General features: G+C 74.1%; 21 protein-coding genes. 12 read left to right on the top strand and 9 right to left on the bottom strand.

Features of this window, described 5'->3' with window-relative positions; genetic code table 11:
• Positions 1 to 5: 5 nt before the first annotated feature.
• Entirely contained in the window at positions 6 to 1733 is a 1728-nt protein-coding gene (locus AB0910_RS18750; protein ID WP_366745711.1) for a phospholipid carrier-dependent glycosyltransferase, read from the bottom strand.
• A 38-nt stretch (positions 1734 to 1771) separates the two neighbouring features.
• On the opposite strand from AB0910_RS18750, the gene rsmI reads away from it, so the two are divergent.
• From rsmI to AB0910_RS18725, 5 genes are all read left to right on the top strand, one after another.
• A complete protein-coding gene (gene rsmI, locus AB0910_RS18745) occupies positions 1772 to 2737 on the top strand; it encodes a 16S rRNA (cytidine(1402)-2'-O)-methyltransferase (protein ID WP_366745710.1) in 966 nt (321 codons plus the stop codon).
• A 240-nt stretch (positions 2738 to 2977) separates the two neighbouring features.
• Positions 2978 to 3475, top strand: coding sequence for a hypothetical protein (locus tag AB0910_RS18740; RefSeq protein ID WP_366745709.1), 498 nt, complete (start codon positions 2978 to 2980; stop codon positions 3473 to 3475).
• 47 nt (positions 3476 to 3522) lie between these two features.
• A complete protein-coding gene (locus AB0910_RS18735; RefSeq protein WP_366745708.1) occupies positions 3523 to 4350 on the top strand; it encodes a TatD family hydrolase in 828 nt (275 codons plus the stop codon).
• 9 nt (positions 4351 to 4359) lie between these two features.
• Complete coding sequence (gene rsmA, locus AB0910_RS18730) at positions 4360 to 5271, top strand: 16S rRNA (adenine(1518)-N(6)/adenine(1519)-N(6))-dimethyltransferase RsmA (protein ID WP_366745707.1); 912 nt, start codon at positions 4360 to 4362, stop codon at positions 5269 to 5271.
• Positions 5268 to 6290 carry a 4-(cytidine 5'-diphospho)-2-C-methyl-D-erythritol kinase gene (locus AB0910_RS18725; protein ID WP_366745706.1) on the top strand — a complete coding sequence of 341 codons (1023 nt, stop codon included), beginning with the start codon at positions 5268 to 5270 and terminating at the stop codon, positions 6288 to 6290. Before rsmA ends, AB0910_RS18725 begins: the two co-directional genes overlap by 4 nt.
• A gap of 24 nt (positions 6291 to 6314) precedes the next feature.
• On the opposite strand, the gene AB0910_RS18720 is transcribed toward AB0910_RS18725, so the two are convergent.
• Positions 6315 to 7931, bottom strand: a complete 1617-nt coding sequence (locus AB0910_RS18720) for an MFS transporter (protein ID WP_366745705.1) — start codon at positions 7929 to 7931, stop codon at positions 6315 to 6317.
• 211 nt (positions 7932 to 8142) lie between these two features.
• Between AB0910_RS18720 and AB0910_RS18715 the strand changes: the two genes are divergently transcribed.
• The 4 genes from AB0910_RS18715 to AB0910_RS18700 all read left to right on the top strand — a co-directional run bounded on the left by AB0910_RS18715 (position 8143) and on the right by AB0910_RS18700 (position 14784).
• The gene (locus tag AB0910_RS18715) at positions 8143 to 9963 is read left to right on the top strand and encodes an ABC-F family ATP-binding cassette domain-containing protein (RefSeq protein WP_366745704.1); all 1821 of its coding nucleotides are present in this window, start codon (positions 8143 to 8145) and stop codon (positions 9961 to 9963) included.
• Positions 9964 to 10204: 241 nt separating this feature from the next.
• Complete coding sequence (locus tag AB0910_RS18710) at positions 10205 to 12139, top strand: PQQ-binding-like beta-propeller repeat protein (protein WP_366745703.1); 1935 nt, start codon at positions 10205 to 10207, stop codon at positions 12137 to 12139.
• Between the two features lie 58 nt (positions 12140 to 12197).
• Positions 12198 to 13952 carry a PQQ-binding-like beta-propeller repeat protein gene (locus AB0910_RS18705; protein WP_366745702.1) on the top strand — a complete coding sequence of 585 codons (1755 nt, stop codon included), beginning with the start codon at positions 12198 to 12200 and terminating at the stop codon, positions 13950 to 13952.
• A gap of 160 nt (positions 13953 to 14112) precedes the next feature.
• Positions 14113 to 14784 carry a response regulator transcription factor gene (locus AB0910_RS18700; RefSeq protein ID WP_366745701.1) on the top strand — a complete coding sequence of 224 codons (672 nt, stop codon included), beginning with the start codon at positions 14113 to 14115 and terminating at the stop codon, positions 14782 to 14784.
• A gap of 128 nt (positions 14785 to 14912) precedes the next feature.
• On the opposite strand, the gene galK is transcribed toward AB0910_RS18700, so the two are convergent.
• The 4 genes from galK to AB0910_RS18680 form a co-directional block, all read right to left on the bottom strand.
• A complete protein-coding gene (gene galK, locus AB0910_RS18695) occupies positions 14913 to 16085 on the bottom strand; it encodes a galactokinase (RefSeq protein WP_366745700.1) in 1173 nt (390 codons plus the stop codon).
• On the bottom strand, positions 16082 to 17044 hold the full coding sequence (gene galE, locus AB0910_RS18690) for a UDP-glucose 4-epimerase GalE (RefSeq protein ID WP_366745699.1): 963 nt from the start codon (positions 17042 to 17044) through the stop codon (positions 16082 to 16084). Before galE ends, galK begins: the two co-directional genes overlap by 4 nt.
• Positions 17041 to 18084, bottom strand: a complete 1044-nt coding sequence (galT, locus tag AB0910_RS18685) for a galactose-1-phosphate uridylyltransferase (protein ID WP_366745698.1) — start codon at positions 18082 to 18084, stop codon at positions 17041 to 17043. The genes galE and galT overlap by 4 nt, the downstream gene beginning before the upstream one ends.
• 215 nt (positions 18085 to 18299) lie before the next feature.
• Complete coding sequence (locus AB0910_RS18680) at positions 18300 to 18749, bottom strand: GNAT family N-acetyltransferase (protein ID WP_366745697.1); 450 nt, start codon at positions 18747 to 18749, stop codon at positions 18300 to 18302.
• Positions 18750 to 19000: 251 nt separating this feature from the next.
• On the opposite strand from AB0910_RS18680, the gene AB0910_RS18675 reads away from it, so the two are divergent.
• Complete coding sequence (locus AB0910_RS18675) at positions 19001 to 19954, top strand: response regulator transcription factor (protein ID WP_366745696.1); 954 nt, start codon at positions 19001 to 19003, stop codon at positions 19952 to 19954.
• On the opposite strand, the gene AB0910_RS18670 is transcribed toward AB0910_RS18675, so the two are convergent.
• The gene (locus AB0910_RS18670) at positions 19907 to 20410 is read right to left on the bottom strand and encodes a MarR family transcriptional regulator (protein ID WP_366745695.1); all 504 of its coding nucleotides are present in this window, start codon (positions 20408 to 20410) and stop codon (positions 19907 to 19909) included. The two genes, AB0910_RS18675 and AB0910_RS18670, sit on opposite strands and share 48 nt — an antisense overlap.
• 126 nt (positions 20411 to 20536) lie before the next feature.
• Between AB0910_RS18670 and AB0910_RS18665 the strand changes: the two genes are divergently transcribed.
• Entirely contained in the window at positions 20537 to 21385 is an 849-nt protein-coding gene (locus tag AB0910_RS18665; protein WP_366745694.1) for a trans-aconitate 2-methyltransferase, read from the top strand.
• A gap of 74 nt (positions 21386 to 21459) precedes the next feature.
• Here AB0910_RS18665 and AB0910_RS18660 read toward each other — a convergent pair whose 3' ends face one another.
• Both AB0910_RS18660 and AB0910_RS18655 read right to left on the bottom strand, forming a co-directional pair.
• On the bottom strand, positions 21460 to 22158 hold the full coding sequence (locus AB0910_RS18660) for a TetR/AcrR family transcriptional regulator (protein WP_366745800.1): 699 nt from the start codon (positions 22156 to 22158) through the stop codon (positions 21460 to 21462).
• Positions 22159 to 22221: 63 nt separating this feature from the next.
• A complete protein-coding gene (locus tag AB0910_RS18655) occupies positions 22222 to 23220 on the bottom strand; it encodes a fatty acid desaturase (RefSeq protein ID WP_366745693.1) in 999 nt (332 codons plus the stop codon).
• Between the two features lie 345 nt (positions 23221 to 23565).
• Here AB0910_RS18655 and ppc point away from each other — a divergent pair, with 345 nt between their 5' ends.
• Positions 23566 to 26256, top strand: a complete 2691-nt coding sequence (ppc, locus tag AB0910_RS18650; RefSeq protein ID WP_366745799.1) for a phosphoenolpyruvate carboxylase — start codon at positions 23566 to 23568, stop codon at positions 26254 to 26256.
• Positions 26257 to 26358 lie beyond the last annotated feature (102 nt).

Genomic DNA, 26358 nt, shown 5'->3' with positions numbered 1-26358 from the left:
GCCGGTCAGATCCAGGTGTCCAGCCACATCCGGTGCTGCCACGAGGTGTACGGGATCGGGGTGCCCGTGTACAGCGGCCAGAAGTAGACGAAGTTCCAGAAGACGAGCAGCACCAGCACCCCCGCGCCGACCACGCCCGCCGTGCGGCGGCGCTCGCCGGAGCCCGGCGGGCCGATGAGCGCGCCGATCAGCATCGTGACCGCGAGGCAGAGGAACGGCACGAAGACGACCGCGTAGAAGTAGAAGATCGTGCGGTCCTGGTAGAGGAACCACGGCGCCCAGCCCGCCGCGACGCCGCAGGCGATCGCGCCCGCGCGCCAGTCGCGGCGGAACAGCCAGCGCCAGAGCACGAAGAGGAGCGCGAAGCAGGCCGTCCACCACAGCAGCGGGGTGCCGATGGCGAGCACCTCGCTGCTGCACTTGCCGACGGTGTCGGCGGGGCAGCCGGACTGCCCGGCCGAGGGCGACTCGTAGTAGAAGGAGATGGGGCGGCCGAGGACGATCCAGCTCCACGGGTTCGACTGGTACGTGTGGCCGCTGTCGAGGTGGATGTTGAACTCGTAGACCTGGTACTCGTAGTGCCACAGGCTGCGCAGCCAGTCCGGCAGCCAGGTGTAGTGGCCGCCGAGGCCCTGCCCCTTGGTGCTCGCCCAGTTGCGGTAGTAGCCGTTGTCGGTGAACAGCCAGCCGCTCCACGACAGCAGGTACGTGGCGAACGCCACCGGCACGGTCGAGACGAACGCCGGCACGAGGTCCCGCCGCAGCACCGCCGACCAGGGCCGTGCCGCACCGGCCGTGCGGCGGGTGCCGACGTCCCAGACCACCGACATCAGCGCGAACGCCGCGAGGATGTACAGGCCGTTCCACTTGGTGGCGAACGCGAGGCCGAGTACCACGCCCGCCGCGAGCCGCCACGGCCGCAGGCCCGGGCGCAGGGTGGAGGCGACGCGCGCGTCGGGCCGCAGCACCCCGTCCCCGTCGACCGGCAGCGCGGCGGCCATCCGCCGTCTCGTCCAGTCCCGGTCGAGCAGCAGGCAGCCGAACCCGGCGAGCACGAAGAACATCAGCACGGTGTCGAGCAGCGCGGTGCGGCTCATCACGAAGTGCAGGCCGTCCGTGGCGAGCAGGGCGCCCGCGAGGCAGCCGAGGAAGGTGGAGCGGAACAGCCGCCGCCCGATCCGGCACAGGATGAGGACCGACAGGGTCCCGCAGACGGCCACCATGAAGCGCCAGCCGAACGGGTCGAAGCCGAAGAGCCACTCGCCGAAGCCGATGACCCACTTGCCGACCGGCGGGTGCACGACGTACCCGGGGTCGTGCGGGACCGGCACGGACGACGGGTCGAGCAGGATCTTCTTGTCGACGTCCTTGGGCCAGTTGCCCTCGTAGCCCTGGTGCCACAGCGCCCAGGCGTCCTTGGCGTAGTACGTCTCGTCGAATATGACGGCCTTCGGGCTGCCGAGGTGCCAGAAGCGCATCAGCCCTGCGACCAGCGTGACGAGCAGCGGCCCGCCCCAGCCGGACCACCGGCCGAGCAGCTCCGCCGTGCGCGGGGGCACCCGCAGCACCGCCCACAGGCGGTCGGACGGCGCGGTGTACGGGGGCACGAGGCGGTCGCGCAGGCTGACGGTGGGCCGGGGCACATGACCGAACCGGCGCAGCCGCCCGGGCCACGTGGACGGGGTGTCGTCGGCGTCGGACCCGTGCAGGGCTTCGGGCGCAGTACTGGTCACCGCGCCATCGTAGGGAACGTATCCGTGAGGCTGGGAGGATGGCGGCTGTGAATGCGAACGAGCCGCCCGACGGCCACCCCGCCGATACGACCTTCGCACCGCGGGCCGCGGCCCCGCCGGCGCCGGACGCGCCGGGACCCGGCGGCCCGGGCGCCGGGGTGCTCGTGCTCGCCGGGACGCCGATCGGCGACGTGGCGGACGCCCCGCCCCGGCTCTCCGCCGAGCTGGCGCGCGCCGACGTGGTCGCCGCCGAGGACACCAGGCGGCTGCGCAGGCTCACCCAGGCACTCGGCGTGCAGCCCGCGGGCCGGGTCGTCTCGTACTTCGAGGGCAACGAGTCGGCCCGTACGCCTGAGCTCGCCGACGCGCTCGCCGGGGGCGCGCGGGTGCTGCTGGTCACGGACGCGGGGATGCCGTCCGTCTCCGACCCCGGCTACCGGCTGGTCGCCGCCGCGGTGGAGCGGGGGATCAGGGTGACGGCCGTGCCGGGCCCGTCCGCCGTGCTCACGGCGCTCGCGTTGTCCGGGCTTCCGGTGGACCGGTTCTGCTTCGAGGGGTTCCTGCCCCGCAAGGCGGGCGAGCGGCTCGCCAGGCTGCGGGAGAACGCGGACGAGCGGCGCACCCTCGTCTACTTCGAGGCGCCGCACCGCCTCGACGACACGCTCGCCGCGATGGCCGAGGTGTTCGGCGGCGACCGGCCCGCGGCGGTCTGCCGCGAGCTGACGAAGACGTACGAGGAGGTCAGGCGCGGCCCGCTCGGAGAGCTCGCGCGGTGGGCCGCCGAGGGCGTGCGCGGCGAGATCACCGTCGTCGTGGCGGGCGCCCCGGCAGCGGGCCCCGCGGAGCTCGACGACGAGGAGCTGGTGGGCCGCGTGCGGGTCCGCGAGGAGGCGGGCGAGCGCCGCAAGGAGGCCATCGCGGCGGTCGCTGCCGAGGCGGGGCTGCCGAAGCGCCGGGTGTTCGACGCGGTGGTGGCGGCGAAGAACGCGGCACGCGGGGCGTGAGCGCGCCGGGCGCGGAGCGTGATCGCGCGGGCGCGGGTGAGCGGCCTCACGCCCGTGCTCGGCGCCGCGCCGCCGCCCCGCGAAGGTCGGTACGTAAAGAGTCTTTACATCAAGGTAAAACGCACGCCGGGGCGAACGGTGTACGGGCCTCGGAATTCCCAAGACCTCGCCATCAATTGCTTGGCCGCGGTGCCTTCCACAGCTTCGGGTAGTGAACTGGAGGAGTGGAAAGGAGACGGTATGAATGAGCGTGTGGGTACCGTCGCAGCCCATGAGGCGTACGCCTTTGCCTGCATGAGGTGCGGGCACGGCTGGGAGCAGTCGTTCGACATCGAGCACCACGTCGGCGACAAGGGGGAGCCGTTTGTTGTGTACAAGTCCGAGGGGAAAACCGTTCCCTCGCCGCTGACGAGCCCGAGCTGCCCGACGTGCGAGGGGCACGTCGTGCGGATCATGCGCGCGGGCCAGGTCTCCGACTACCGCGAGCTGACCCGCTCCTACGGCACGGCCGCCCTCGCCCGGCAGCCCGGCGAGGGCACGGGCGCGCAGCCGCTGCGCGACGCCGCGCGCGCCGCGCGCGCCGCGCGCGCCGCGCGCGAGGAGCGGGCACGCGGCACAGGCGCCGTACCCGCCTTCGATTCGGCGGCCGAGGCGCCCGAGCACATCACCCAGCCCTGGCATCCGCACCTGCCCGAGTTCCTGCGCCACCTGCTGCACCACGAGCCCGCCGGGCACTGAAGACGCCCGCGGCCTGCGGGTCCCCGCGGGCTCGTAGGATCGCGCCCATGAGTTCGAACGAGACGCCGCCGCCGCTGCCCGCACCGCTGCGGGTCGCGGTGGCGGACGCGCACACGCACCTCGACATGCAGCGCGACGACGTCGAGGAGAGCCTCGCCAGGGCCGCGTCCGTCGGCGTGACCACCGTTATGCAGGTGGGCTGCGACCTGGCGGGCTCGCGGTGGGCGGCGCGGACGGCGGCCGCGCACGCCGCCGTGCACGCCGCCGTCGCCCTGCACCCCAACGAGGCGCCGAAGCTCGAAGCCGCCGGCACCCTGGACGCTGCGCTCGCCGAGATCGCCGGGCTCGCCGCGCTCCCCGAGGTCAGGGCCGTGGGCGAGACAGGGCTCGACCACTTCAGGACCGGGCCCGAGGGGCGCGGCGCGCAGGAGCGCTCGTTCCGCGCCCACATCGACATCGCCAAGCGGCACGGCAAGGCGCTGATGATTCACGACCGGGACGCGCACGCGGACGTGCTGCGCATTCTGGAGGAGGAAGGGGCGCCGGAGCGCACGGTGTTCCACTGTTATTCCGGTGACGCGGAAATGGCGAGAGTGTGCGCAGAGCGCGGCTACTTCATGTCCTTCGCTGGAAATGTCACCTTCAAGAACGCCCAACCGCTGCGGGACGCGCTCGCCGTCGCACCGCAGGAACTCGTCCTCGTCGAGACAGACGCGCCTTTTCTCACTCCGGCGCCCTTCCGCGGCCGGCCGAACGCGCCGTATCTCATTCCCGTGACGCTGCGCGCCATGGCCGCCGTGCGCGGCGCCGACGAGGACGGCTTCGCCGCCGCCCTCGCGGCGAACACGGCACGCGCCTTCGGATACGCGCCGTAGGCTTGAGCGGTGAGCACCCCTGAGCACGCCCCGTATCCCGCAGCCGGTCCCGACTCCCTGCTCGGACCCGGGGACGTGCGGGAGCTCGCGGCGCGCCTGGGTGTGCGCCCCACCAAGCAGCGCGGGCAGAACTTCGTCATCGACGCCAACACCGTGCGCCGGATCGTCCGCACGGCCGGGGTGCGGGCGGACGACACGGTGGTGGAGATCGGCCCCGGGCTCGGCTCGCTGACGCTGGGGCTGCTGGAGAGCGCGGAGCGGGTCGTCGCCGTCGAGATCGACGACGTGCTCGCGGCCGCCCTGCCGGACACCGTCGCCGGCCGGCTGCCGGAGCGCGCCGACCGGTTCGCGCTGGTCCACTCCGACGCGCTCGACGTGACGGCGCTGCCGGGCCCGCCGCCCACCGCGCTCGTCGCGAACCTCCCGTACAACGTGGCCGTGCCCGTGCTCCTGCACATGCTGGAGCACTTCCCCAGCATCGAGCGGACCCTCGTCATGGTGCAGTCGGAGGTCGCCGACCGGCTCGCCGCCGCCCCCGGCTCGAAGGTGTACGGCGTCCCCTCGGTCAAGGCGTCCTGGTACGCGGAGGTGAAGCGGGCGGGCGCCATCGGGCGCACCGTCTTCTGGCCTGCGCCCAACGTCGACTCCGGGCTCGTCTCCCTGGTCCGCAGGGCGGCGCCGCCCGAGACCACCGCCACCAGGCGCGAGGTCTTCGCGGCCGTCGACGCGGCGTTCGCGCAGCGCCGCAAGACGCTGCGCGCCGCGCTCGCCGGCTGGGCGGGCTCGGCCGCCGCCGCGGAGCGCGCGCTCGTCGCCGCGGGCGTCTCGCCGCAGGCGCGGGGCGAGTCGCTGACTGTGGCAGAGTTCGCCCGGATCGCCGAGTGCAGGACCGGCGCGGGAAGCGGGGAGGCGGACGGGTGAGCGGGTCCGTGGACGGTGCGGCGAGCACGGGGCGTACGGCGAGCACGCAGGGCACAGACAGCGCGCGGGGCGCACGGCAGGACGCGGTGCGGGTGCGGGTGCCCGCGAAGGTGAACGCGCAGCTCGCCGTGGGCGGCGCGCGCCCCGACGGCTACCACGACCTGGCCAACGTGTTCCTCGCCGTCGGCCTCTACGACGAGGTGACGGTCGCCCGCGGCACCCCGGGCGAAGGACCCGTCCTCACCTGTACGGGCCCCGACGCCGCGCAGGTGCCGCTCGACGCGACCAACCTCGCCGCGCGCGCCGCCCTCGCCCTCGCCGACCGCCACGGCATCGCGCCCGACGTGCGCATCCACATCGCCAAGGACATCCCCGTCGCCGGCGGCATGGCGGGCGGCAGCGCCGACGGCGCCGCCGCGCTCCTCGCCTGCGACACCCTCTGGGGCCTCGGCACGCCGCAGGACGAACTCCTCGCGCTGTGCGCGGGACTCGGCAGCGACGTGCCGTTCAGCCTGCTCGGCGGCGCCGCCCTCGGCACCGGGCGCGGCGAGCAGCTCACCCCGCTGCCGGTCGGCGGCACCTTCCACTGGGTCTTCGCCGTCGCCGACGAGGGGCTCTCCACACCCCGCGTCTTCCAGGAGTTCGACCGGCTCACGGCGGGTGCCGACGTGCCGCCGCCCGCCGCAGACCCCGCGCTGCTCACCGCCCTGCGCGCAGGCGACGCCCCCGCGCTCGCCAAGGCGCTCGCCAACGACCTCCAGCGCGCGGCGCTCTCCCTGCGCCCCGCCCTGCGCACCACGCTCGCCGCGGGCACCGAAGCGGGCGCGCTCGCCGCGCTCGTCTCGGGCTCGGGCCCCACGACGGCGTTCCTCACGGCGGACACCGAGGCCGCCCACCGGGTCGCCGCGGGGCTGACGGCGTCGGGCACCTGCCGTACGACCCGGGTCGCCGCGAGCCCGGCGCGCGGCGCGAGGGTCGTGGCCGGCAGCGCGGACCCGGCCGCGGGCGCCGGGGCCTGACCCGCCTGCCCCCGGCGGGGCGTCTCAGCCCCGGCCGGGGACGCCCGCGGCGGGCAGCGCCTCGTCCGCCGTCTCGACCGTCTCGCCGGGGCGGTGCGCGCCGTGCAGGGCGAGCACCGTCAGGACGCAGGAGAACAGGGCCGCGGCCCCGCACACCGTGAAGCCGATCGCATAGCCGTGGCCGAGCGCGTCGACGGCGAGGTGTGCCGCCCGGCCAGGCGTGCTCCCCGGCTCCACCGAGTTCACCGCGAGCGGGCCGCCCTCCGCAGCGACCTCGCCCGCCGCCGCCTTCACCTGGCCGGGCAGCGGAGAGCCCGCGAGCGCGGCGCCGAACGCCGAGCCCGCCCGGCCGAGCGCGACCGCGCCGATCACCGCGGGGCCCAGCGTGAAGCCGACGTCGCGCAGCAGGCTGGTGGTCGCGCTCGCCATGCCCGCGAGGTGCACGGGCACCGTGTTGACGGCCGTCGCCGTGATCGACGACACCGCGAGCGAGAAGCCCACACCGACCAGCCCGAGCGGCACGATCAGCGAGGTCAGCGCGGTGTCGCCGATGGGCAGCGTCGCCGCGAGGAAGTCGCCGGCCGCCATCAGCGCCAGGCCGCCCGAGAGCACCCAGCGCGGCGCGACCCGGGCGAGCAGCCGGGCGGTGACCGGGGTGAGGAACAGCGTGAGGCCGTTCAGCAGCAGGAACGCCACCGCGGTGCGCAGCGGGCTCTGGTGCTGCACGGGTCCGAGCCTGATGCTCGTCGCGTAGCAGGTGCCGAGGAAGCTGAACATGCCGACGACGGCCACCACGGACGCCACGGCGAAGCCCCGGTTGGCGAACAGGTCGAGCCGCAGCAGCGGCGAGGCCGCCCGCCGCTCCACCGCGACGAACGCCGCGAGGCAGACCGCGGCGACCGCGAAGGCCGCGACCACGCCCGCCGAGCCCCAGCCGTCCGTGGGCGCCTGGATCACCCCGTACAGCAGGGCGAACAGGCCGAGGCCGATGGCGGCCTGCCCGGCCACGTCCAGCGAACGGCCCTCGGGCGCACTGGAGTTGTCCGCGAGCCACAGGCTCGCCAGCGCGCTGAACACGGCGAGGACCGCCACCACGGCGAAGGCCCAGCGCCACGACCCGTACGTGCCGGTGATCCCGCCGAGCAGCGGCGCGAGGAAGCCGCCCGTCGACAGCAGCGCCGCCCACAGCGCGATCACCTTCGCGCGCTGGTCGTGCGTGCGGGTCCCGGCGGCGAGCATCGCGAGCGACGTCGGGAACAGCGCGGCGGCGCCGAGCCCCGCGAGCGCCTGCCCCACCCACAGCAGGTGCACCCCGCCGGCGGCCGCCGCCACCGCCTCGCCGACGGCCATCAGCGCGGCGCCTGCGACCAGCAGCCGCTTGCGGCCGAACAGGTCGCCCAGCACGCCGAAGGTGAGTTCGAGGACCGCGACCGGCAGCAGGAACGCGTCCGATATCCAGGTGAGCTGCGAGCCCACCGGGTGCAGGTCCGACTGGAAGAGGCCGTTGAGGGTGGCGGGCGTCGCGATGCCGATCTGCGCGAGGCAGACGGCGAAGCACCCGGCGACCAGGGTCCCTGCGGCGAGTCCTGGCGGCGCGCCGGTGCGCTGGGGAGGGATGCCGCTCGCTGCTGGTTTCCGCATGGGGCGTGCGCCTTCCTCGGGGTCGACAAGGAACGGTGGCGAGGGCGACACGGGCGCGCGTTCGTAGAGGGAACGAGTGTGCGCGGCCGGGGCGCGGAAGCAACGTAGGCCCGCGCGGGGACCGCGGCAAGGGAGCGCACCAGGTCCGGTCCGCGCCACCGCGCGGCCCGACTACGCTGGGACGCTGATCCATCCCCTTGTCAGGAGTGAAATGGCCGTCAATCTGGTCAATGTCGAGTCGGTCACCAAGGTGTACGGAACCCGTGCCCTGCTCGACGGTGTCTCCCTCGGCGTCTCCGAGGGCGACAGGACCGGCGTCGTCGGGCGCAACGGCGACGGCAAGACCACCCTCGTCCGGCTGCTGACCAAGCTGGAGGAGCCCGACACCGGGCGCGTCACCCACAGCGGCGGCCTGCGGCTCGGCGTCCTCACCCAGCACGACTCCCTCGACCCCGAGGCCACCGTGCGGCACGAGGTCGTCGGGGACCTCGCGGACCACGAGTGGGCGGGCGACGCGAAGATCCGCGACGTGCTCACCGGCCTGTTCGGCGGGCTCGAACTGCCGGGCTTCCCGCAGGGCCTCGACACCGTCATCGGGCCGCTCTCCGGCGGCGAGCGCCGCCGCATCGCGCTGGCCAAGCTGCTCATCGCCGAGCAGGACCTCCTCGTGCTCGACGAGCCCACCAACCACCTCGACGTCGAGGGCATCGCCTGGCTCGCCGGCCACCTGCGGGTGCGCCGCTCCGCGCTGGTGTGCGTCACCCACGACCGCTGGTTCCTCGACCAGGTCTGCACCCGCATGTGGGACGTGCAGCGCGGCACCGTCTTCGAGTACGAGGGCGGCTACTCGGACTACGTCTTCGCCCGCGCCGAGCGCGAGCGGATCGCCGCGACCGAGGAGGCCAAGCGGCAGAACCTGGTGCGCAAGGAGCTGGCCTGGCTGCGGCGCGGCGCCCCCGCCCGCACCTCGAAGCCCCGCTTCCGCATCGAGGCGGCCAACGAGCTGATCGCGGACGTGCCGCCGCCGCGCGACACCTCGGAGCTGATGCGCTTCGCCGCGACCCGGCTCGGCAAGACCGTCTTCGACCTGGAGGACGTGACGATCGAGGCGGGCCCCAAAACCCTCCTCGCGCACCTGACCTGGCAGCTCGGCCCCGGCGACCGGATCGGCCTGGTCGGCGTCAACGGCGCGGGCAAGACCTCCCTGCTGCGCGCGCTCGCCGACGCGGCGCGCAGCGAGGGCGACCTCCAGCCCGCCGCGGGCACGGTCAAGGCGGGACGCACCGTGCGGCTCGCCTACCTCTCCCAGGACGTCGCGGAACTCCCGCCGGCGCTGCGGGTGCTCGAAGCCGTCCAGCAGGTGCGGGACCGCGTCGACCTCGGCACGGGCCGCGAGCTGACCGCGGGCCAGCTGTGCGAGCAGTTCGGCTTCTCCAAGGAGAAGCAGTGGACGCCGGTCGGCGACCTCTCGGGCGGCGAGCGCCGCCGCCTCCAGCTGCTGCGGCTGCTGATGGACGAGCCGAACGTCCTCTTCCTCGACGAGCCCACCAACGACCTCGACATCGAGACCCTCACCCAGCTGGAGGACCTGCTCGACGGCTGGCCCGGCACGCTCGTCGTCATCTCCCACGACCGGTTCTTCATCGAGCGGACCACCGACAAGGTCATGGCCCTGCTCGGCGACCGCACGCTGCGGATGCTGCCGCGCGGCATCGACGAGTACCTGGAGCGCCGCCACCGCATGGAGGAGGCCCGCCTCGCCGAGCGCAGGCCCGCGGCCGCGCCGCCCGCCGCCAAGCCCGGGGGCGCCGTCTCCGCCAAGGACAGCCGCGCGGCGAAGAAGGAACTCCAGCGCGTGGAGCGGCAGCTCGACAAGCTCTCGACGCGCGAGTCCGGGCTGCACCAGCAGATCGCCGACCACGCGACCGACTTCGAGAAGGTCGCGGGGCTCGACGCCGAGCTGCGCGAACTCGTGGCGGAGCGCGAGGAGTTGGAGAACCGCTGGCTGGAGCTCGCGGAGGACGCCCAGTGACGCGCGCGCACAGCGGCCCCGCGGACGCCCGCCAGGGGGCGTCACGGCACCATCACGGCGCGGTTCTCCCTTGGGCACAGGACGGTATGCGTCCGGTGCCCGTTCCGGTACGTGATGGTAGAAAGAAGCCCCGCCCGCCGCCGCGCGGAGCGGGACTCCCGCCCCTCACAGCCCGCCCCCGGACCCGGTCCGGCCCGGGCGCACCGACGGGCGGGCCGTGCACACAGGGGGAACCGCGTCGATGACTCAGCCGCCAGGCAAGCAGCCACCGCCCAGCGAACCGCAGCGCCCCGACGGCGCCGCGGAGCAGGCACCGCCCGGGGGCGCCCCGCCCTCGCCCGGCGGCCCGGAGGGCGCGCAGCCCGCCGCGCCGCCGCAGGCGCCCGCCGCGGGTCCTTCGCCGTACGCGCAGCCGCAGGCCGCGCCGCCGCCCGCGTACGGCTGCCCGGGCGCCCAGCCGGGCCCGTACGCGCAGCCCTTCCCGCAGCAGGGCGCGCAGCCGGGGCCCTACGCCCCGCCGGGCCCGTACCAGCCGGGGGCGCAGCCCGGCGGTTACGGGCAGCCGGGGCCCAACCCGTACGCGCAGCAGCCGGGCGCCGCCCCCTACGGCGGCTACGGCGCTCCGCAGCAGCAGTACCCCGGCGGTCCGGGCATGCCGCCCCCGCCGCCCTACGGCCCGGGGCCCGGCGCGGGCGGCGGAACGGGCGGGCCCGGCTTCTTCCGGAGCAGGGCGGGCATCGTCCTGGCCGCGGTCGTCGCGGGAGTCGTCGTCGTGGGCGGTGGCAGCTGGCTCGCCTTCGGCACGGGCGGCGGCGGCACGAAGCCCGTCGCCGACGTCAGCCCCTCGCCCGCCACCCGCGGGCCGAGCGCCTCCGGCACCCCCTTCCAGGGCGACGGCAAGGGCCCAGGGGGCCCCGACACCAGCGCCGACCCCAACGCGGGCCGCAAGGCGGGGGAGGCCCGGGTGCTGTGGACCCAGGCCGCCGGCGCCGACGTGCCGCGCGACCACAACACCGTCTACGGCCCGTGGTTCGTCGGGAACACCGTCGTACGCGCCCTGTACAAGCAGGTCGCCGGGTACGCGCCCGCCACCGGCAAGCAGCTCTGGTCGGTGACCCTGCCGCAGTCGGTGTGCGCGGCCCCGGTCGCGCCGACCGCCGACGGCCGGATCGTCGTCGCCTACGAGGACGGCACCGGCGAGTCGGCGCACTGCGACCAGATCGAGGAGATCGACCTCAGGACCGGCAAGGCGGGCTGGCACAAGACCGTCGCGCAGCAGGGCCAGTTCGACATCCTGCTCGACCTCAACATGGCGATCGTCGGCGACACCGTCGCCGTCTCCCGCATCGGCGGCACCAACGCCTACCGGGTCGGCGACGGCAAGCCGCTGTTCAGCAAGGTCCCGGGCGAGTGCCAGCCCGTCGCCGTCACCAGCGGCAACAGGATGATCGCCGACGAGTCCTGCCCCGGCTCCGGGCTCACCGGGCACGGACCGCAGCAGCTCCAGGAGCTCGACCCGGTCACCGGCAAGCCCAAGTGGACCTTCAGGCTGAAGTCCGGCTACGCCCTCGACAAGGTCTACTCGACCGACCCGCTCGTCGTCTCCGTCAAGAACGACGACACCAAGGCCTGGGCCATCGCGTCGTTCGGCGCGGACGGCACCCAGCGCGCCACGATGCGCAGCAGCGAGAAGTTCTCCGACGACTGCGGCGACGGGCTCGGCATCGACGACGGCACCCTCCAGGACTGCAAGGGCGTCGCCGTCGACGCCCACACCCTCTACATCACCACCGCGCTCGACGAGAGCCACTCGCCCTACCGCAACGCGGTCGTCGCCTTCGACCTCGCCACCGGCAAGCAGAAGTGGAAGGCGCCCGCGCCCTCGGGCCGGCTCGTCGACCCGGTGGCGCCGCGCCCCGGCGGCGGGCTCCTGGTGTACGAGGAGGCCACCCCGGGCCAGGCGGGCGCCCTCGCGTCGCTCGGCTCTGGCGGCGGTGCGTACACGGTCGTGCGCAAGCACCCCGACGCGGCGGCCGACCTGGAGTCGAGCGGCTTCTACCACCCGTCGTACCACTACGTCGGCGGCAGGTTCTACCTCACCAACTACGCGGTCATGCCGCCCGCACGGCAGGGCTCCGACACCGCGTCCCTGTCCATGATGGTGCTGGGCGACTGACCCCGGGCCGTTCCGCGCCCCGCCACGCCCGCACCCCGACCGACCGAGGACGACCGCCGTGACCCAGCCGCCCCAGCCGCCGCAGCAACCCCAGCAGCCACAGCCGCCTCAGCAGCCGCCTCAGCAGTCGGCTCCGACGCCCCAGCAGCCGCAGCAGCCCCAGCAGCCGCCGCAACAGCCGCCCGCCCAGGGCGGGTTCGGGGCGCCGCAGAACCCGCCTGTGTACGGCTTCCCGCACGCCGTGCCGCCGCTCGGCGCGCCCGCACAGGGCGCCCCCGGGTACGGCTACCCCGCCAACCCCCAGGTGGCCGTGGCCCCGCAGGGGTACGGCCACCCCGCCCAGGCCCCGCAGCCCGCCACCGCCCAGCAGCCGCAGCGGGGCGGCGGGTCCCGGCTGACCAGGACCGAGCTGCGGATGATCGTCGCCACGGCCGTCGCCGTCGTGCTGATACTCGGCGCAGGCGTCTGGTACGCGTCGAGCGGCACCGGCGACGACGACGGGGGCAAGGCCCCCGTGCGCCCCAGCCCCACGGGGCCGGACGCCGCGCACGAGAAGGCGCCCGCCGACACCCACTCGAAGGTGGCGTTCCGCGTGCCGCAGCCCGCCGCCACCGACCTGCACACGGTCGAGGCGTCCTGGCTCACCGGCACCGTCTACGCGAAGGCGGGCATCCGCAAGATCACCGGCTACGACCCGGACGACGGCAGCACGCTGTGGACCCTGCCGCTGCCGGGTGACGTGTGCACAGCAAGCCCCCACGTCAGCTCCGACGGCAAGGCGGCCGTCGTCTACGACGGCGCGCCGCGCACCGGGACGACAGCGCCGAAGGCCTGCTCCCAGGTCGGCGTGGTCGACCTGGCGTCGGGCCGGCTGCTGTGGAGCAAGTCCGTCACCAACCCCGGCGGCGACGAGGGCATACGCTTCGACAGCGTCACCCAGACCGGCGACACCGTCGCCGCCGGGTCCACCAGCGGCGGTGCGGGCTTCGCCCTGGACACCGGCGCGGTGCGGTGGAAGCCGGAGCCTTCGTCCACCGACGACTGCCACGACGCCGGGTACGCGGGCGGGAAGATCCTCGTCGCCTCCCGCCAGTGCGGCTACGGCGACGACGCGCAGATCAGCGTCGAGAACATCGACCCGAAGACGGGCGCCACGATCTCCTCGTACAAGATGCCGCCCGGCGTCGAGGACATCCACGCGGTCTCCACCGACCCGCTGGTCATCGCCGCGGACGTGGGCGACACCGGCTCCCAGGGCGTCTCCGACTTCTTCTCCCTCGACGCGAGGACGGGGAAGCTCAGGGCGAAGATCCCGGCGACCGGCAACACGTACGCCGCCCGCTGCACCGACGCGATGGAGAACTGCACCGACGTCCTCGCCGCGGGCAACCGCCTCTACCTGCCCACGGCCGAGCACGACGCCGACGACGGCGAGGCGCTCGACGAGACCAACGAGATCGTCTCCTTCGACCTGGCCACGGGCAAGGGCACCGCGCAGCGCGCCGACGCGGGCGACGGCTGGACCGCGCAGCTGCTGCGCATGGACGGTCCGAACCTGATCGCCTACAAGACGGGCCCGTACGACAAGGGCGGCCAGGTCGTCTCCGTCGACGGCTCCACCTTCCGGCAGACGGTGCTGATGCAGAACCCGTCCGACGAGGCCACCCGCGACCTGGAGTCGGACTTCGTGCCCAGCGGCTCCCAGGTGCTCTACGCGGAAGGCCGGCTGTTCCTCTCGCAGGACTTCGTCGACAAGCCGAGCGACGCGGAGGACGCCAAGCAGCCGCTTGCGCTCGCGTACACCACGCGCTGACCCCTGCCCCGCGCGGCCCCCCGCGGGGCGCGAACCGGCCGGAATTCCACAATCCGGGGGTCTTCTGGCCGGTAGGGGGCACACATCCTCGAACAAGCGTGTAGCTTGCCGGGTCTGGGAGCCTGGGGCCCGGCCGCCTCGGCCGGATGGGGGATTGTCGATGGGCGTGCGGGTCATGGTGATCGATGACCACAGGCTGCTCGCGGAGGCGCTGGCCTCCGCGCTGAAACTGCGCGGGCACCGGGTGCTCGCCTCGGCGGCGCCCACCGCGGGCGCCGCCGAGCTGGTGGTGAGCAGGGCGCCCGAGGTGTGCCTGATGGGGACGGCCGCGCCCGCGGAGCCCGGCGCCTTCGACCCCGTCGTCCGGATCAAGCGGGACCGCCCGCAGGTCGCGGTGGTGGTGCTCGGGCCCGTGCCGAGCCCGCGCGGCATCGCAGCCGCCTTCGCCGCGGGGGCGTCGGGCTACGTACGCCACGACGAGCGCATCGAGGGCGTCGAGCGCGCCATGGCCAAGGCGCGCGCGGGGGAGGCCGCGGTCGCCCCCGGGCTGCTCCAGGGCGCGTTCACCGAGCTGCTCAACCCGGTGGCCCAGCCGGACGACGAGGGGCGGCGGCTGCTCGCCATGCTCACCCCGCGCGAGGTGGAGGTGCTTGTCAGGGTCGCGGAGGGCGAGGACACCCGGCAGATCGCCGCCGGCATGGGCATCGCGCCCTCCACCGCGAGGACCCACGTCCAGCGGGTCCTGATGAAGCTCAACGTCGGCTCGCGCCTGGAGGCCGCCGCCCTCGCAGCCCGCACGGGCCTCCTCGACCACGCCGAACGCGAAGGCTGACCACACCCCACGCACCGCCCGCCCCGGCCCCCGACCACGCGCAGGGCGGGGCCGCGTGCCGTCCGGGCCGGGCGCCTCGCGACCGCGTGCCGTCCCGGCCGTGCACCGTCCCGGCCGCGCGCCGCGGCTCACCGCAGGCGGTGGGCGCCCCTCGACGGTGTCGCCTCGAAGATGCGCGGCGCCGGGTAGCCGGCCGCGGCGAACGCGCTCTCCACGGCCTTCGCGATCCGCTCCACCGCGTCCGCCTCGGCCAGCACGATCGCGGAGCCGCCGAAACCGCCGCCCGTCATCCGCGCGCCGAGCGCGCCCGCCGCGGCCGACGCCTCGACCGCCAGGTCGAGTTCCGCGCACGACACCCGCAGGTCGTCGCGGAGCGAGGCGTGCCCTTCGAGCAGGGTCTCGCCCGTGGCGCGGGCCTCGCCCGCGTCGAGCAGGGCGATGACGCGCTCGACGCGCGCGTCGTCGCTGACCACGTGCCGCACGTAGCGGACCACGCTCTCCGGCTGCCCGGCCGCCTCGATGCGGGCGAGCGCGTCCGGCAGCTCCGCGTACGGCACGTCCCGCAGGGCCCGCACGCCGAGGGCGCGCGCCCCGGCCTCGCACCCCGCCCGGCGCTCCGCGTACGCGCCGTCGCCCAGCTCGTGCTTGACCCCGGTGTCCACCACCAGCAGCCGCAGGCCCTGCGCGACCAGGTCGAACGGCACCTGGCGCTGCGTGAGGTCGCGGGTGTCCAGGTACAGCGCGTGGCCCTCGGTGCAGCACGCGGACGCCATCTGGTCCATGATCCCGCAGGGCACGCCGACGAACTCGTTCTCCGCGCGCTGCGCGAGCACCGCGAGGTCGGCGGGGGAGAGCCCGAGCCCGTACAGGTCGTCGAGCGCGGCCGCCGTGGCCACTTCGAGGGCGGCGGACGAGGAGAGGCCCGCGCCCGTCGGCACCGTCGACGTCACATGGATGTCGGCGCCCCCGACCGCGTGCCCGGCCTCCCGCAGCGCCCAGACGACGCCCGCAGGGTAGGCCGCCCAGCCACCCGCGCCCGAACCGGGCGCGAGGGACGCGGAGTCCAGCCGCACCACGCCCTGCGGGGAGTCCGCCGAGTGCAGTCGCAGCACGCCGTCCGTGCGCCGGGAGACCGCGGCGACCGTGGTGTGCGGCAGCGCGAGCGGCATCACGAAGCCGTCGTTGAAGTCGGTGTACTCGCCGATGAGGTTCACCCGGCCCGGCGCGGCCCACACGCCTTCCGGCGCCGCCCCGTACAGCTCCTCGAACCCGTCGGCCGTGGCCGCGGCCGACGCGCTCACGCGTTCCTCCGTGCGAAGTCCCAGGCGTCCTCGACGATTCCGGCGAGGTCGGGGCGGCTCGGCGTCCAGCCGAGCCGCTCGTGCGCGGCGCGCGCCGACGCGACGAGCACCGCGGGGTCGCCGCCGCGCCGCGCCGCCGTCACCTCGGGCACCGGGTGCCCGGTGACCTTGCGCACGGTGTCGATGACCTCGCGCACGGAGAAGCCGCTGCCGTTGCCGAGGTTGCACACCAGGTGCTCGCCGGGGACGGCGGCGCCGAGCGCCGCGAGGTGCGCTTCGGCGAGGTCCGCCACATGGATGTAGTCGCGCACGCAGGTGCCGTCGGGCGTCGGGTAGTCGTCCCCGTACACCGAGATCGACTTCCGCCTGCCCAGGGCGACGTGGAGGACCAGCGGGATCAGGTGCGACTCGGGGTCGTGCCGTTCGCCCGCCGCGCCGTACGCGCCGGCGACGTTGAAGTAGCGCAGCGAGACGGCGGCGAGTCCGTGCGCCGCGCACTCGCTCGCGATCATGTGGTCGACGGCGAGCTTGGTCGCCCCGTACGGGTTGGTGGGCGCGGTCGGGTCGCTCTCCGTGATGGGCGTGGTGGCGGGCTCGCCGTACGTCGCGGCCGTGGAGGAGAACACCAGTGCGCGCACCCCGGCCGCGCGCATCGCGGCGAGCAGCGCCATCGAGCCGCCGACGTTGTTCTCCCAGTACTTCTCCGGCTTCACCACGGACTCGCCGACCTGCGAGGAGGCCGCGAAGTGCAGCACCGCGTCGTACGAGCCGTCCAGCCACCTCGCCGCGTCCTGGACGCGGCCCTCGACGAACTCGGCGCCCTCGGGGACGCCCGCGCGAAAGCCGGTGGACAGGTCGTCCAGCACGGTGACCCGGTGCCCGGCTTCCAGCAGATGCGTCGCCACGACGCTGCCCACATAGCCCGCACCGCCCGTGACCAGGTACTTCTTGCTACTCACTGGCTCGCTACCTCTCGCAGTCGCGCCGCCGCTGCCTCCGGCGGCACGTCGTTGATGAACACGCCCATGCCGGACTCGGAGCCGGCGAGGTACTTCAGCTTGCCCAACGTGCGGCGGATGGTGAAAAGCTCCAGGTGCAGCGCGAACTCCTCGCGGCCCGCAGCGCGGAGGGGCGCCTGGTGCCAGGCGGAGATGTACGGGGTGGGGGGCTGGTCAGGGCCGAAGATCCGGTCGAAGCGGCGCAGCAGCTCCAGGTAGACGCCGGGGAACTCGGCGCGCGCGCCGTCGTCGAGGCCGCGCAGGTCGGCCGTGCGGCGGGCCGGGTGGAGGTGCACCTCGTAGGGCCAGTGCGCCGCGTACGGCACGTAGGCGATCCAGTGCTCGCTCTCCAGCACGACCCGCTCGGCGTCGGCGCGCTCGCGCGCCACGACGTCCTCGAAGAGGTTGCGCCCGGTGGCGGCCCTGTGCTCGGCGGCCGAGCGCAGCATCAGGGCGCTGCGCGGGGTGACGAAGGGGTAGGCGTAGATCTGCCCGTGCGGGTGGGCGAGGGTGACGCCGATCTCGGCGCCGCGGTTCTCGAACGGGAAGACCTGCTCGACCTGGGGGAGTTCGGCGAGCTCTGCGGTGCGGTCCGTCCACACGTCGAGGACGAGCGCCGCCTGCTCCTCGTCGAGGTCGGCGAACGAGGCGTCGTGGTCCGAGGTGAAGCAGACGACCTCGCAGCGCCCCGAGTCTCCGGCGAGCGAGGGGAAGCGGTTCTCGAAGACGACGACGTCGTAGTCGCTGTCCGGGATCTCGGTGTGCCGCCCGTCGCGCGACGGGTCGAGGGGGCAGGCGTCGGCCGGCGGGTGGTAGGTGCGGTCCTGGCGGTGCGAGGCGATGGCGACGCTGTCGCCGAGCAGGGCGTCGCGGCGCACCTCGGAGGAGGTGGCGACCCGGCCGAGCGGCCGTTCGTCCGCCGCGTCGCGCACGACGTCGTCGCGACGGTCGTAGTAGATCAGCTCACGGCCGTCGGCGAGCGTGGTCACCGTCTTCTTCATGGTCTCTCCTGTCGGCGCGGACGCCGGCCTGGTGCGCAACACATACAAACATAATCGCACATATAGAAACCATGGAAAGGGGTTACCGTCAAGAGACTCCCCAGGAACCGCCGCGAAATCCGCTCACGATCCAACAAAGCCGGTCACGGCCGTCCGTGCCGCGACCACCTCGCGCGCGCCCGGTCCTGACCCGTACGCCCCCTGCGGCGGCCCGCTCAGGCCGCCAGCCGCTTGATCAGGGTGTACTCCGTGACGCCCGGTGGATAGTCCTCGATCTCCGCCGCCACCTCGTAGCCCTGCTTCACGTAGAAGCCGGGCGCCTGGAAGTCCCAGGTCTCCAGGCGGCAGCGGCCGCAGCCGCGCTCCTCCCGCGCGATCAGCTCCGCCCGCGCGAGCAGGCGCGAGCCGAGGCCGGCCCCGCGGTGGCGGTCGTCGACCCACAGCAGGTCCACATGGAGCCAGCGCGCCCAGGTACGGCCCGCGAGGCCGCCCGCGAGCAGCCCGGTCCCCTCCTCCGTCAGCCAGACATGCAGCGGGACCTCGTCCTTGGCCCGGGTGCCGCGCAGGGCCCGCAGCGTCGGGGACCGCTGCGTGTTGGTGTCCCGCAGCCGCTGCCCCAGCAACGCGTGCCGCTCCCTGTCCACTCCTGTCTCCAACCGGAACATGCGCCCCACAGTAGGCACAGGCGCCTGCCAGTTCTGCGTTTTCCCTTCCGCTGGGGGCCCTCACCCGTAACCTGATCCTCAGCGCCGGTGGGGGCCGGTGCTGAACTGGGGTGGAGCCGGTCGGGCGGGGCGCCCGGGGCGGGGTCCGGCGGCCCCGGACGGTGTCGTCCGGACCGGGCGCCGCCCAGCACCACGCGCCGGGCGCCGCGCCCCGCCGGCTCCGCTCCCCGCCTTATGGGGGTGTTCCTCACGTGGTAAGAACCCGGGTCCTCGTGGTCGACGACCACAGGATCTTTGCCGAATCGCTCGCCGCCGCACTGGCGGCAGAGCCCGATGTGGAGGTGGCGGCGGCGGGCAGCGGCCCGGCCGCGCTGCGCTGCCTCGAACGGGCGGCCGCGGAGGGCCGCCGCTTCGATGTGATGCTGGTCGACGCCGACCTCGGCTCGGCCGCGGCGCCCGCGGGCCGCACGCTCACCGGCGCCGGCCGCCTTGGCCAGGGCCCCGCGGCGGGTGTACGGGTACGGGGCACGGCCGGCGCTTCAGGTGCGCCGGGCGTCCCCGCGGCCGTCGCACGCGGCACCGCCGTCGGCGTGCACACCGGAGCCGGCAGCGGAGCCGGGCCCGGCAGCGGCGTCGGACCCGGCCGGGTCCCGGCGCCCGAGTCGGGCGGCGAGCTGGTGTTCGTGGACGGGCTCTCGCTCGTCGCGGGCGTCCGCAGCAGCCATCCCGCCGTCCGCACGGTCGTGCTCGCCGAGCGCGACGACCCGCGCCGCGCGGCGCTCGCCCTCCAGGCGGGCGCCTTCGGGTGGGTCGCGAAGGACTGCTCCCTGCAGCGGCTGCTCGCCGTGATCAGGGGCGTCCTGCGCGACGAGACCCATCTGCCGCCCGCGCTGCTCACCGGCGTCCTGCGGGAGCTGACGGCGGCGCGCAAGCACCGCACGGAGAGCGAGCGGCTCGTCGAGTCGCTGACACCGCGCGAGCGCGAGGTGCTGCGCTGCATGGTCGCAGGCCTCGGCCGCAAGGCCGTCGCCGAGCGGCTGTACCTCTCGCCGCACACCGTGCGCACGCACATGCAGAACGTGCTCGGGAAGCTCGGTGTGCACTCCACCCTGGCCGCTGTGGCGCTCGCGCGCCGGGCGGGAGTGGGTCCCGCCGAGCTAGCCGACCCCGGGGACGTTGTCGAACGGGGCGGTCAACTGGCGTAGCAGCCCTGCCAGTTCGGCACGCTGGGCGCGGGACAGCTCGGACAGGAGTGCGCGCTCCTGGTCGAGCAGTCCCGCGAGGGCCTGGTCCGCGCGGTCCTGCCCCTCGGGGGTGAGGCGGACCAGGACCCCGCGCCGGTCGCTCGGGTCGGGCAGCCGCTCGACCAGGCCCTTCTTCGCGAGCCTGTCGATGCGGTTGGTCATGGTGCCCGACGTGACCAGGGTCTGGGTGAGCAGCTGGCCGGGGGAGAGCTGGTACGGCGCGCCCGCGCGCCGCAGCGAGGTCAGCACGTCGAACTCCCACGGTTCGAGCCCGTGCTCGGTGAACGCGAGCCGCCTGGCGCGGTCGAGATGGCGGGCCAGGCGGGAGACGCGGCTGAGTACTTCGAGTGGTTCCACGTCGAGGTCGGGGCGCTCTCGGCGCCATGCCGCGACCAGTCGATCGACCTCGTCCTCCATGCGATCAGTGTAGTTGGTCCCTCGACATGAAGTCTCTTGACGTCAAGATACTCGGGGTGCAGTCTGGTGCCACGCCGAGGCCGCGCACCGCGGCCCTCGGGCCCGCCGTGTCCGAAAGGCCCCCGCATGTCCGCTCAGCCCGCCCCCGCGCAGGGGAAGCCCTCCTGGGACCCCGCGCAGTACCTGCGGCACGCCGACCACCGCGCCCGCCCCTTCCTCGACCTCCTCGCCCGCGTCCAGGACCCCCCGGCCCCGGACGGCGAGCTCCGCATCGCGGACATCGGCTGCGGCCCCGGCAATGTGACGGCGCTCCTCGCCGACCGCTGGCCCGCGGCCCGCATCACCGGCCTCGACACCTCGCAGCCCATGCTGGACCGCGCCCGCACCGCGTACGAGGGCCCCACGCCCGGCGGCGGCAGCCTGGAGTTCCGCGAGGCCGACGCCGCGACCTGGGTGCCCGACCTGCCCCACGGCCTGATCGTCTCCAACGCGGCCCTCCAGTGGGTGCCCGACCACGTCGCGTCCTTCCCCGCCTGGCTCGACGGGCTCGCGCCGGGCGGCACCTTCGCCTTCCAGGTACCCGGCAACTTCACCGCGCCGAGCCACACCATCCTCGCGGAGCTGTGCGCCTCCCCGCGCTGGCGCTCCCGCCTCGAAGGGCGCCTGCGGTTCGCGCCCGTGCTCGAACCCGGCGCGTACCTCACGGCCCTGCTCGACCTGGGCTGCGACGCCGACGTCTGGGAGACCACCTACCTCCAGGTGCTCACCGGTGAGGACCCCGTACTCGACTGGGTGAAGGGCACGGCGCTGCGGCCCGTGCTCACGGAGCTCGGCGCCTGCGACGACGAAGGGGCGGCCGCCGCCGCCTTCACCGCCGAGTACCGCGCGGCCCTGCGGAAGGCGTACCCGCCCACCCCGCACGGCACGGTCTTCCCCTTCCGCCGCCTCTTCGCCGTGGCCCGCCGCCCGGCCTGAGCCGCGGCGCGGCGCCCGCGGGCCAGCGCGCGGGAAGCGGGCCGCGCGCCGGGCCGCCGGGCGCCCCCGGGGGGTCAGACCTTGCGGTGGCCTATCATCCGGGGCTTCGCCTCCAGGTTGCCCAGGCCGTGCCAGGCGAGGTTGACCAGGTGCGCGGCCACCTCCGACTTCTTCGGGCGCCGCGCGTCCACCCACCACTGGCCGGTCAGCGCGACCATGCCGACCAGCGCCTGCGCGTAGAGCGGGGCCAGCTTGGGGTCGAAGCCGCGCGCCTTGAACTCCAGGCCGAGGATGTCCTCGACCTGCGTGGCGATGTCGCTGATCAGCGAGGCGAACGTGCCCGTCGACTGCGCGACGGGCGAGTCGCGCACCAGGATGCGGAAACCGTCCGTGTACATCTCGATGTAGTCGAGCAGCGCGAACGCCGCCTGTTCCAGCAGCTCCCGCGGGTGCCCCGCGGTCAGCGCCCCGGTCACCATGTCGAGCAGCTGGCGCATCTCGCGGTCCACCACGACCGCGTACAGCCCCTCCTTGCCGCCGAAGTGCTCGTACACCACCGGCTTGGACACCCCGGCCTTCGCCGCGATCTCCTCGACCGACGTGCTCTCGAAGCCCTTCTCGGCGAACACCGTGCGGCCGATGTCGAGCAGCTGCTCGCGACGCTCCGCCCCGGTCATCCGGACCCGGCGCGCACGCCTGCCCTGGGTGGGGCGGCCGGCCTTGCCGCTGCCGCTCGCGCTGCTCGCACTCGTGTCGGTCGCCACGGGCGCCATCATGCCCCATCGGCCTGAGCGCCGACCGGGCGTCGAGGCGCCCGTGGCCCCCTACGGCGTCGCTCAGGCCGCGTTCGTCGGCGCGGCCGCCGCGCGCTTCGAGCTCAGCCGGGCCGCGCTCGGCCAGCGCACGTCGTGCGCCCAGCCGAGCCGCTCGAACCAGCGGATCAGCCGCGCGCTCGAATCCAGCTGCCCGCGCAGCACCCCGTGCCGCGCGCACGTCGGGTCGGCGTGGTGGAGGTTGTGCCAGGACTCGCCGCACGAGAGCACCGCGAGCCACCACACGTTCCCGCTGCGGTCACGCGACCTGAAGGGGCGCTTGCCCACGGCGTGGCAGATCGAGTTGATCGACCACGTGACGTGGTGCAGCAGCGCCACCCGGACCAGTGAACCCCAGAAGAACGCCGTGAACGCACCCGTCCACGACCAGGTGGCGAGGCCGCCCACCAGCGGCGGTACCAGCAGCGACACCACCGTCCACAGCGCGAACTGCTTCGACACCGCCCGGATGGCCGAGTCCTTGATCAGGTCGGGCGCGTACTTCTGCTGCGGGGTCTGCTCCTCGTCGAACAGCCAGCCGATGTGCGCCCACCACAGGCCCTTCATCAGCGCGGGCAGCGTCTCGCCGAAGCGCCACGGCGAGTGCGGGTCGCCCTCGGCGTCGGAGAACCTGTGGTGCTTGCGGTGGTCGGCCACCCACCGCACCAGCGGCCCCTCGACCGCCATCGAGCCCATCACCGCGAGCACGATCCGCAGCGGCCGCTTCGCCTTGAAGGCGCCGTGCGTGAAATAGCGGTGGAAGCCGATCGTGATGCCGTGGCACCCGATGTAGTACATGACGACCATCAGGCCGAGGTCGAGCCAGCTGATGCCGCCCCACCGCCAGGCCAGCGGAACAGCGGCGACGAGCGCCACGAACGGCACGAAGATGAACAGGAGCAGCGCGACCTGCTCGATGGAGCGCTTCTGTTCGCCGCCGAGTGTCGCGGCGGGGAACGGGGCGCCGTCGGGCGGCGCGGGTCGGGGGGACGCGTCTTCGATCACGTCGGGGCTTGTGGTCATGGGGGATCCCCTGTGGTGAGGAATGCGGCAGTTGCCCGGATACGGATCCGTAACCTACGGCATCGTAAGTATCGCAGCGCCCCCTGTCGCGACAAGAGGGCTGTGGATAACGTCGGGCGAAGGGCACCTATCCTTGACCCCGTCGGACAGCGTGGTCCGCACGACCGGCTGCCCAGTGACGACCGGCAGGCGGTCCCCAGTCTCCAGAAGCGTCCAGAACACTCCAGACGTGCTCAAACACTGCAAGGAGCCGCACCTGTGAGCAGTGCCGACCAGACCACGAGCCAGCCGGCCAGGGCCACGGACGCCCCCGCCGGTTCCGCCGGCGCGGCCGCGAGCGCGGAACTGCGCTCCGACATCCGCCGCCTCGGCGACCTGCTGGGCGAGACCCTCGTACGGCAGGAGGGCCAAGACCTCCTCGACCTCGTCGAGCGCGTACGCCACCTGACCCGCGAGGACGGCGAGGCCGCCGCCGCCCTCCTCGGCGAGACCGACCTGAACACCGCGGCCAAGCTGGTCCGCGCGTTCTCCACGTACTTCCACCTCGCCAATGTCTCGGAGCAGGTCCACCGCGGGCGCGAGCTGCGCGAGCGCCGCGCCGCCGAGGGCGGACTCCTCGCCCGCACCGCCGACCGGCTCAAGGACGCGGACCCCGAGCACCTGCGCGCGACCGTGCGCAACCTCAACGTGCGCCCCGTCTTCACCGCGCACCCCACCGAGGCGGCCCGCCGCTCCGTCCTCAACAAGCTCCGCCGCATCGCGGAGCTGCTCGAGACCCCGGTCAACCCCTCCGACCGGCGCCGCCACGACCTCAGGCTCGCCGAGTCCATCGACCTGATCTGGCAGACCGACGAACTCCGCGTCGTACGGCCCGAGCCCGCGGACGAGGCACGCAACGCGATCTACTACCTCGACGAGCTCCACGCCAACGCCGTCGGCGACGTCCTGGAGGACCTCACCGCGGAACTGGAGCGCGTCGGCGTCGAACTGCCCCACGGCACCCGCCCCCTCACCTTCGGCACCTGGATCGGCGGCGACCGCGACGGCAACCCCAACGTCACCCCCGACGTCACCCGCGAAGTCCTCATCCTCCAGCACGAGCACGGCATCACCGACGCGCTGGAGATGATCGACACCCTGCGCGGCCAGCTCTCCAACTCCATCCGCTACACCGGCGCCACCGAGGAACTCCTCGACTCCCTCGCCACCGACCTCCAGCGCCTCCCGGAGATCAGCCCGCGCTACAAGCGGCTCAACGCGGAGGAGCCCTACCGGCTCAAGGCCACCTGCATCCGGCAGAAGCTCGTCAACACCCGCGAGCGCCTCGCCCGCAACACCCCCCACGAGCCGGGACGCGACTACCTCGGCACCGCCGAGCTCCTCACGGACCTCACGCTCATCCAGACGTCGCTGCGCGAGTACCGCGGCGGCCTCTTCGCCGACGGCCGCCTGGACCGCACCATCCGCACCCTCGCCGCGTTCGGCCTCCAGCTCGCCACCATGGACGTACGCGAGCACGCCGACGCCCACCACCACGCGCTCGGCCAGCTGTTCGACCGGCTCGGCGAGGAGTCCTGGCGCTACGCCGACATGCCCCGCGAGAACCGGCAGAAGCTCCTCGCCAAGGAGCTGCGCTCCCGCCGCCCCCTCGCGCCGCGCCCCGCGCCGCTCGACGAGGCGGGCGCCAAGACCCTCGGCGTCTTCCAGACCGTCAAGCAGGCCTTCGAGCGCTTCGGACCCGAGGTCATCGAGTCCTACATCATCTCCATGTGCCAGGGCGCAGACGACGTGTTCGCCGCCGCGATCCTCGCCCGCGAGGCCGGCCTCCTCGACCTGCACGGCGGCTGGGCCAAGATCGGCATCGTGCCGCTCCTCGAAACCACCGACGAGCTGCGCGCCGCCGACGTCATCCTCGACGACATGCTCTCCGACCCCTCCTACCGCCGCCTCGTCTCCCTGCGCGGCGAGGTCCAGGAGGTCATGCTCGGCTACTCGGACTCGTCCAAGTTCGGCGGCATCACCACCTCCCAGTGGGAGATCCACCGCGCCCAGCGCAGGCTGCGCGACGTCGCCCACCGGCACGGCGTGCGGCTCCGCCTCTTCCACGGCCGCGGCGGCACCGTCGGCCGCGGCGGCGGCCCCTCGCACGACGCGATCCTCTCCCAGCCCTGGGGCACCCTGGAGGGCGAGATCAAGGTGACCGAGCAGGGCGAGGTCATCTCCGACAAGTACCTCATCCCCTCGCTCGCCCGCGAGAACATCGAACTGACCGTCGCCGCCACCCTCCAGGCGTCCGCCCTGCACACGGCGCCCCGCCAGTCCGGCGAGGCGCTCGCCCGCTGGGACGCGGCCATGGACACCGTCTCCGACGCCGCGCACGCCGCCTACCGCAGGCTCGTCGAGGACCCCGACCTGCCCGCGTACTTCTTCGCCTCCACCCCCGTCGACCAGCTCGCCGACCTGCACCTGGGCTCCCGGCCCTCGCGCCGCCCCGACTCCGGCGCGGGACTCGACGGACTGCGCGCCATCCCCTGGGTCTTCGGCTGGACCCAGTCGCGGCAGATCGTCCCCGGCTGGTTCGGCGTCGGCTCCGGCCTCAAGGCGCTGCGCGAGGCCGGGCTCGACTCCGTCCTCGACGAGATGCACGAGCACTGGCACTTCTTCCGCAACTTCGTCTCCAACGTCGAGATGACCCTCGCCAAGACGGACCTGCGGATCGCCCGCCACTACGTCGACACCCTCGTGCCCGACCACCTCAAGCACGTCTTCGCGGACATCGAGGCCGAACACGCCCTCACCGTCCAGGAGGTCCTGCGGATCACCGGCGGCGAGGAACTCCTCGACTCCAACCCCGCGCTCCAGCAGACGTTCGCCATCCGCGACGCCTACCTCGACCCGATCTCGTACCTCCAGGTCGCGCTCCTCGCCCGCCAGCGCACGGCGGCCGAGGCCGACGAGGCGCCCGACCCGCTGCTCGCCAGGGCCCTGCTCCTGACCGTCAACGGCGTCGCCGCAGGTCTGCGCAACACCGGCTGACACGCCCCGCCCGCACCACCGCTCCCGTACGGCCGCACGGAACCCCTCCGCGCGGCCGTACGGCGTCCCTGGCACGGCCCCCGGCTCGCGTCCGGCCGGCGC

Source organism: Streptomyces sp. NPDC047002, from assembly GCF_040704505.1.
GTDB lineage: Bacteria > Actinomycetota > Actinomycetes > Streptomycetales > Streptomycetaceae > Streptomyces.
This window is presented reverse-complemented; position numbering and strand designations above follow the sequence as displayed.

Coding starts and splice junctions, on each gene's coding strand:
- AB0910_RS18720 (WP_366745705.1), bottom strand. CDS start 7,931: ATGCGGAAACCAGCAGCGAGCGGCATCCCTCCCCAGCGCACCGGCGCG.
- AB0910_RS18670 (WP_366745695.1), bottom strand. CDS start 20,410: ATGGAGGACGAGGTCGATCGACTGGTCGCGGCATGGCGCCGAGAGCGC.
- AB0910_RS18715 (WP_366745704.1), top strand. CDS start 8,143: ATGGCCGTCAATCTGGTCAATGTCGAGTCGGTCACCAAGGTGTACGGA.
- AB0910_RS18665 (WP_366745694.1), top strand. CDS start 20,537: ATGTCCGCTCAGCCCGCCCCCGCGCAGGGGAAGCCCTCCTGGGACCCC.
- rsmI (WP_366745710.1), top strand. CDS start 1,772: ATGGCGGCTGTGAATGCGAACGAGCCGCCCGACGGCCACCCCGCCGAT.
- AB0910_RS18655 (WP_366745693.1), bottom strand. CDS start 23,220: ATGACCACAAGCCCCGACGTGATCGAAGACGCGTCCCCCCGACCCGCG.
- AB0910_RS18710 (WP_366745703.1), top strand. CDS start 10,205: ATGACTCAGCCGCCAGGCAAGCAGCCACCGCCCAGCGAACCGCAGCGC.
- galT (WP_366745698.1), bottom strand. CDS start 18,084: ATGAAGAAGACGGTGACCACGCTCGCCGACGGCCGTGAGCTGATCTAC.
- AB0910_RS18740 (WP_366745709.1), top strand. CDS start 2,978: ATGAATGAGCGTGTGGGTACCGTCGCAGCCCATGAGGCGTACGCCTTT.
- AB0910_RS18700 (WP_366745701.1), top strand. CDS start 14,113: ATGGGCGTGCGGGTCATGGTGATCGATGACCACAGGCTGCTCGCGGAG.
- AB0910_RS18680 (WP_366745697.1), bottom strand. CDS start 18,749: ATGTTCCGGTTGGAGACAGGAGTGGACAGGGAGCGGCACGCGTTGCTG.
- AB0910_RS18660 (WP_366745800.1), bottom strand. CDS start 22,158: ATGGCGCCCGTGGCGACCGACACGAGTGCGAGCAGCGCGAGCGGCAGC.
- AB0910_RS18735 (WP_366745708.1), top strand. CDS start 3,523: ATGAGTTCGAACGAGACGCCGCCGCCGCTGCCCGCACCGCTGCGGGTC.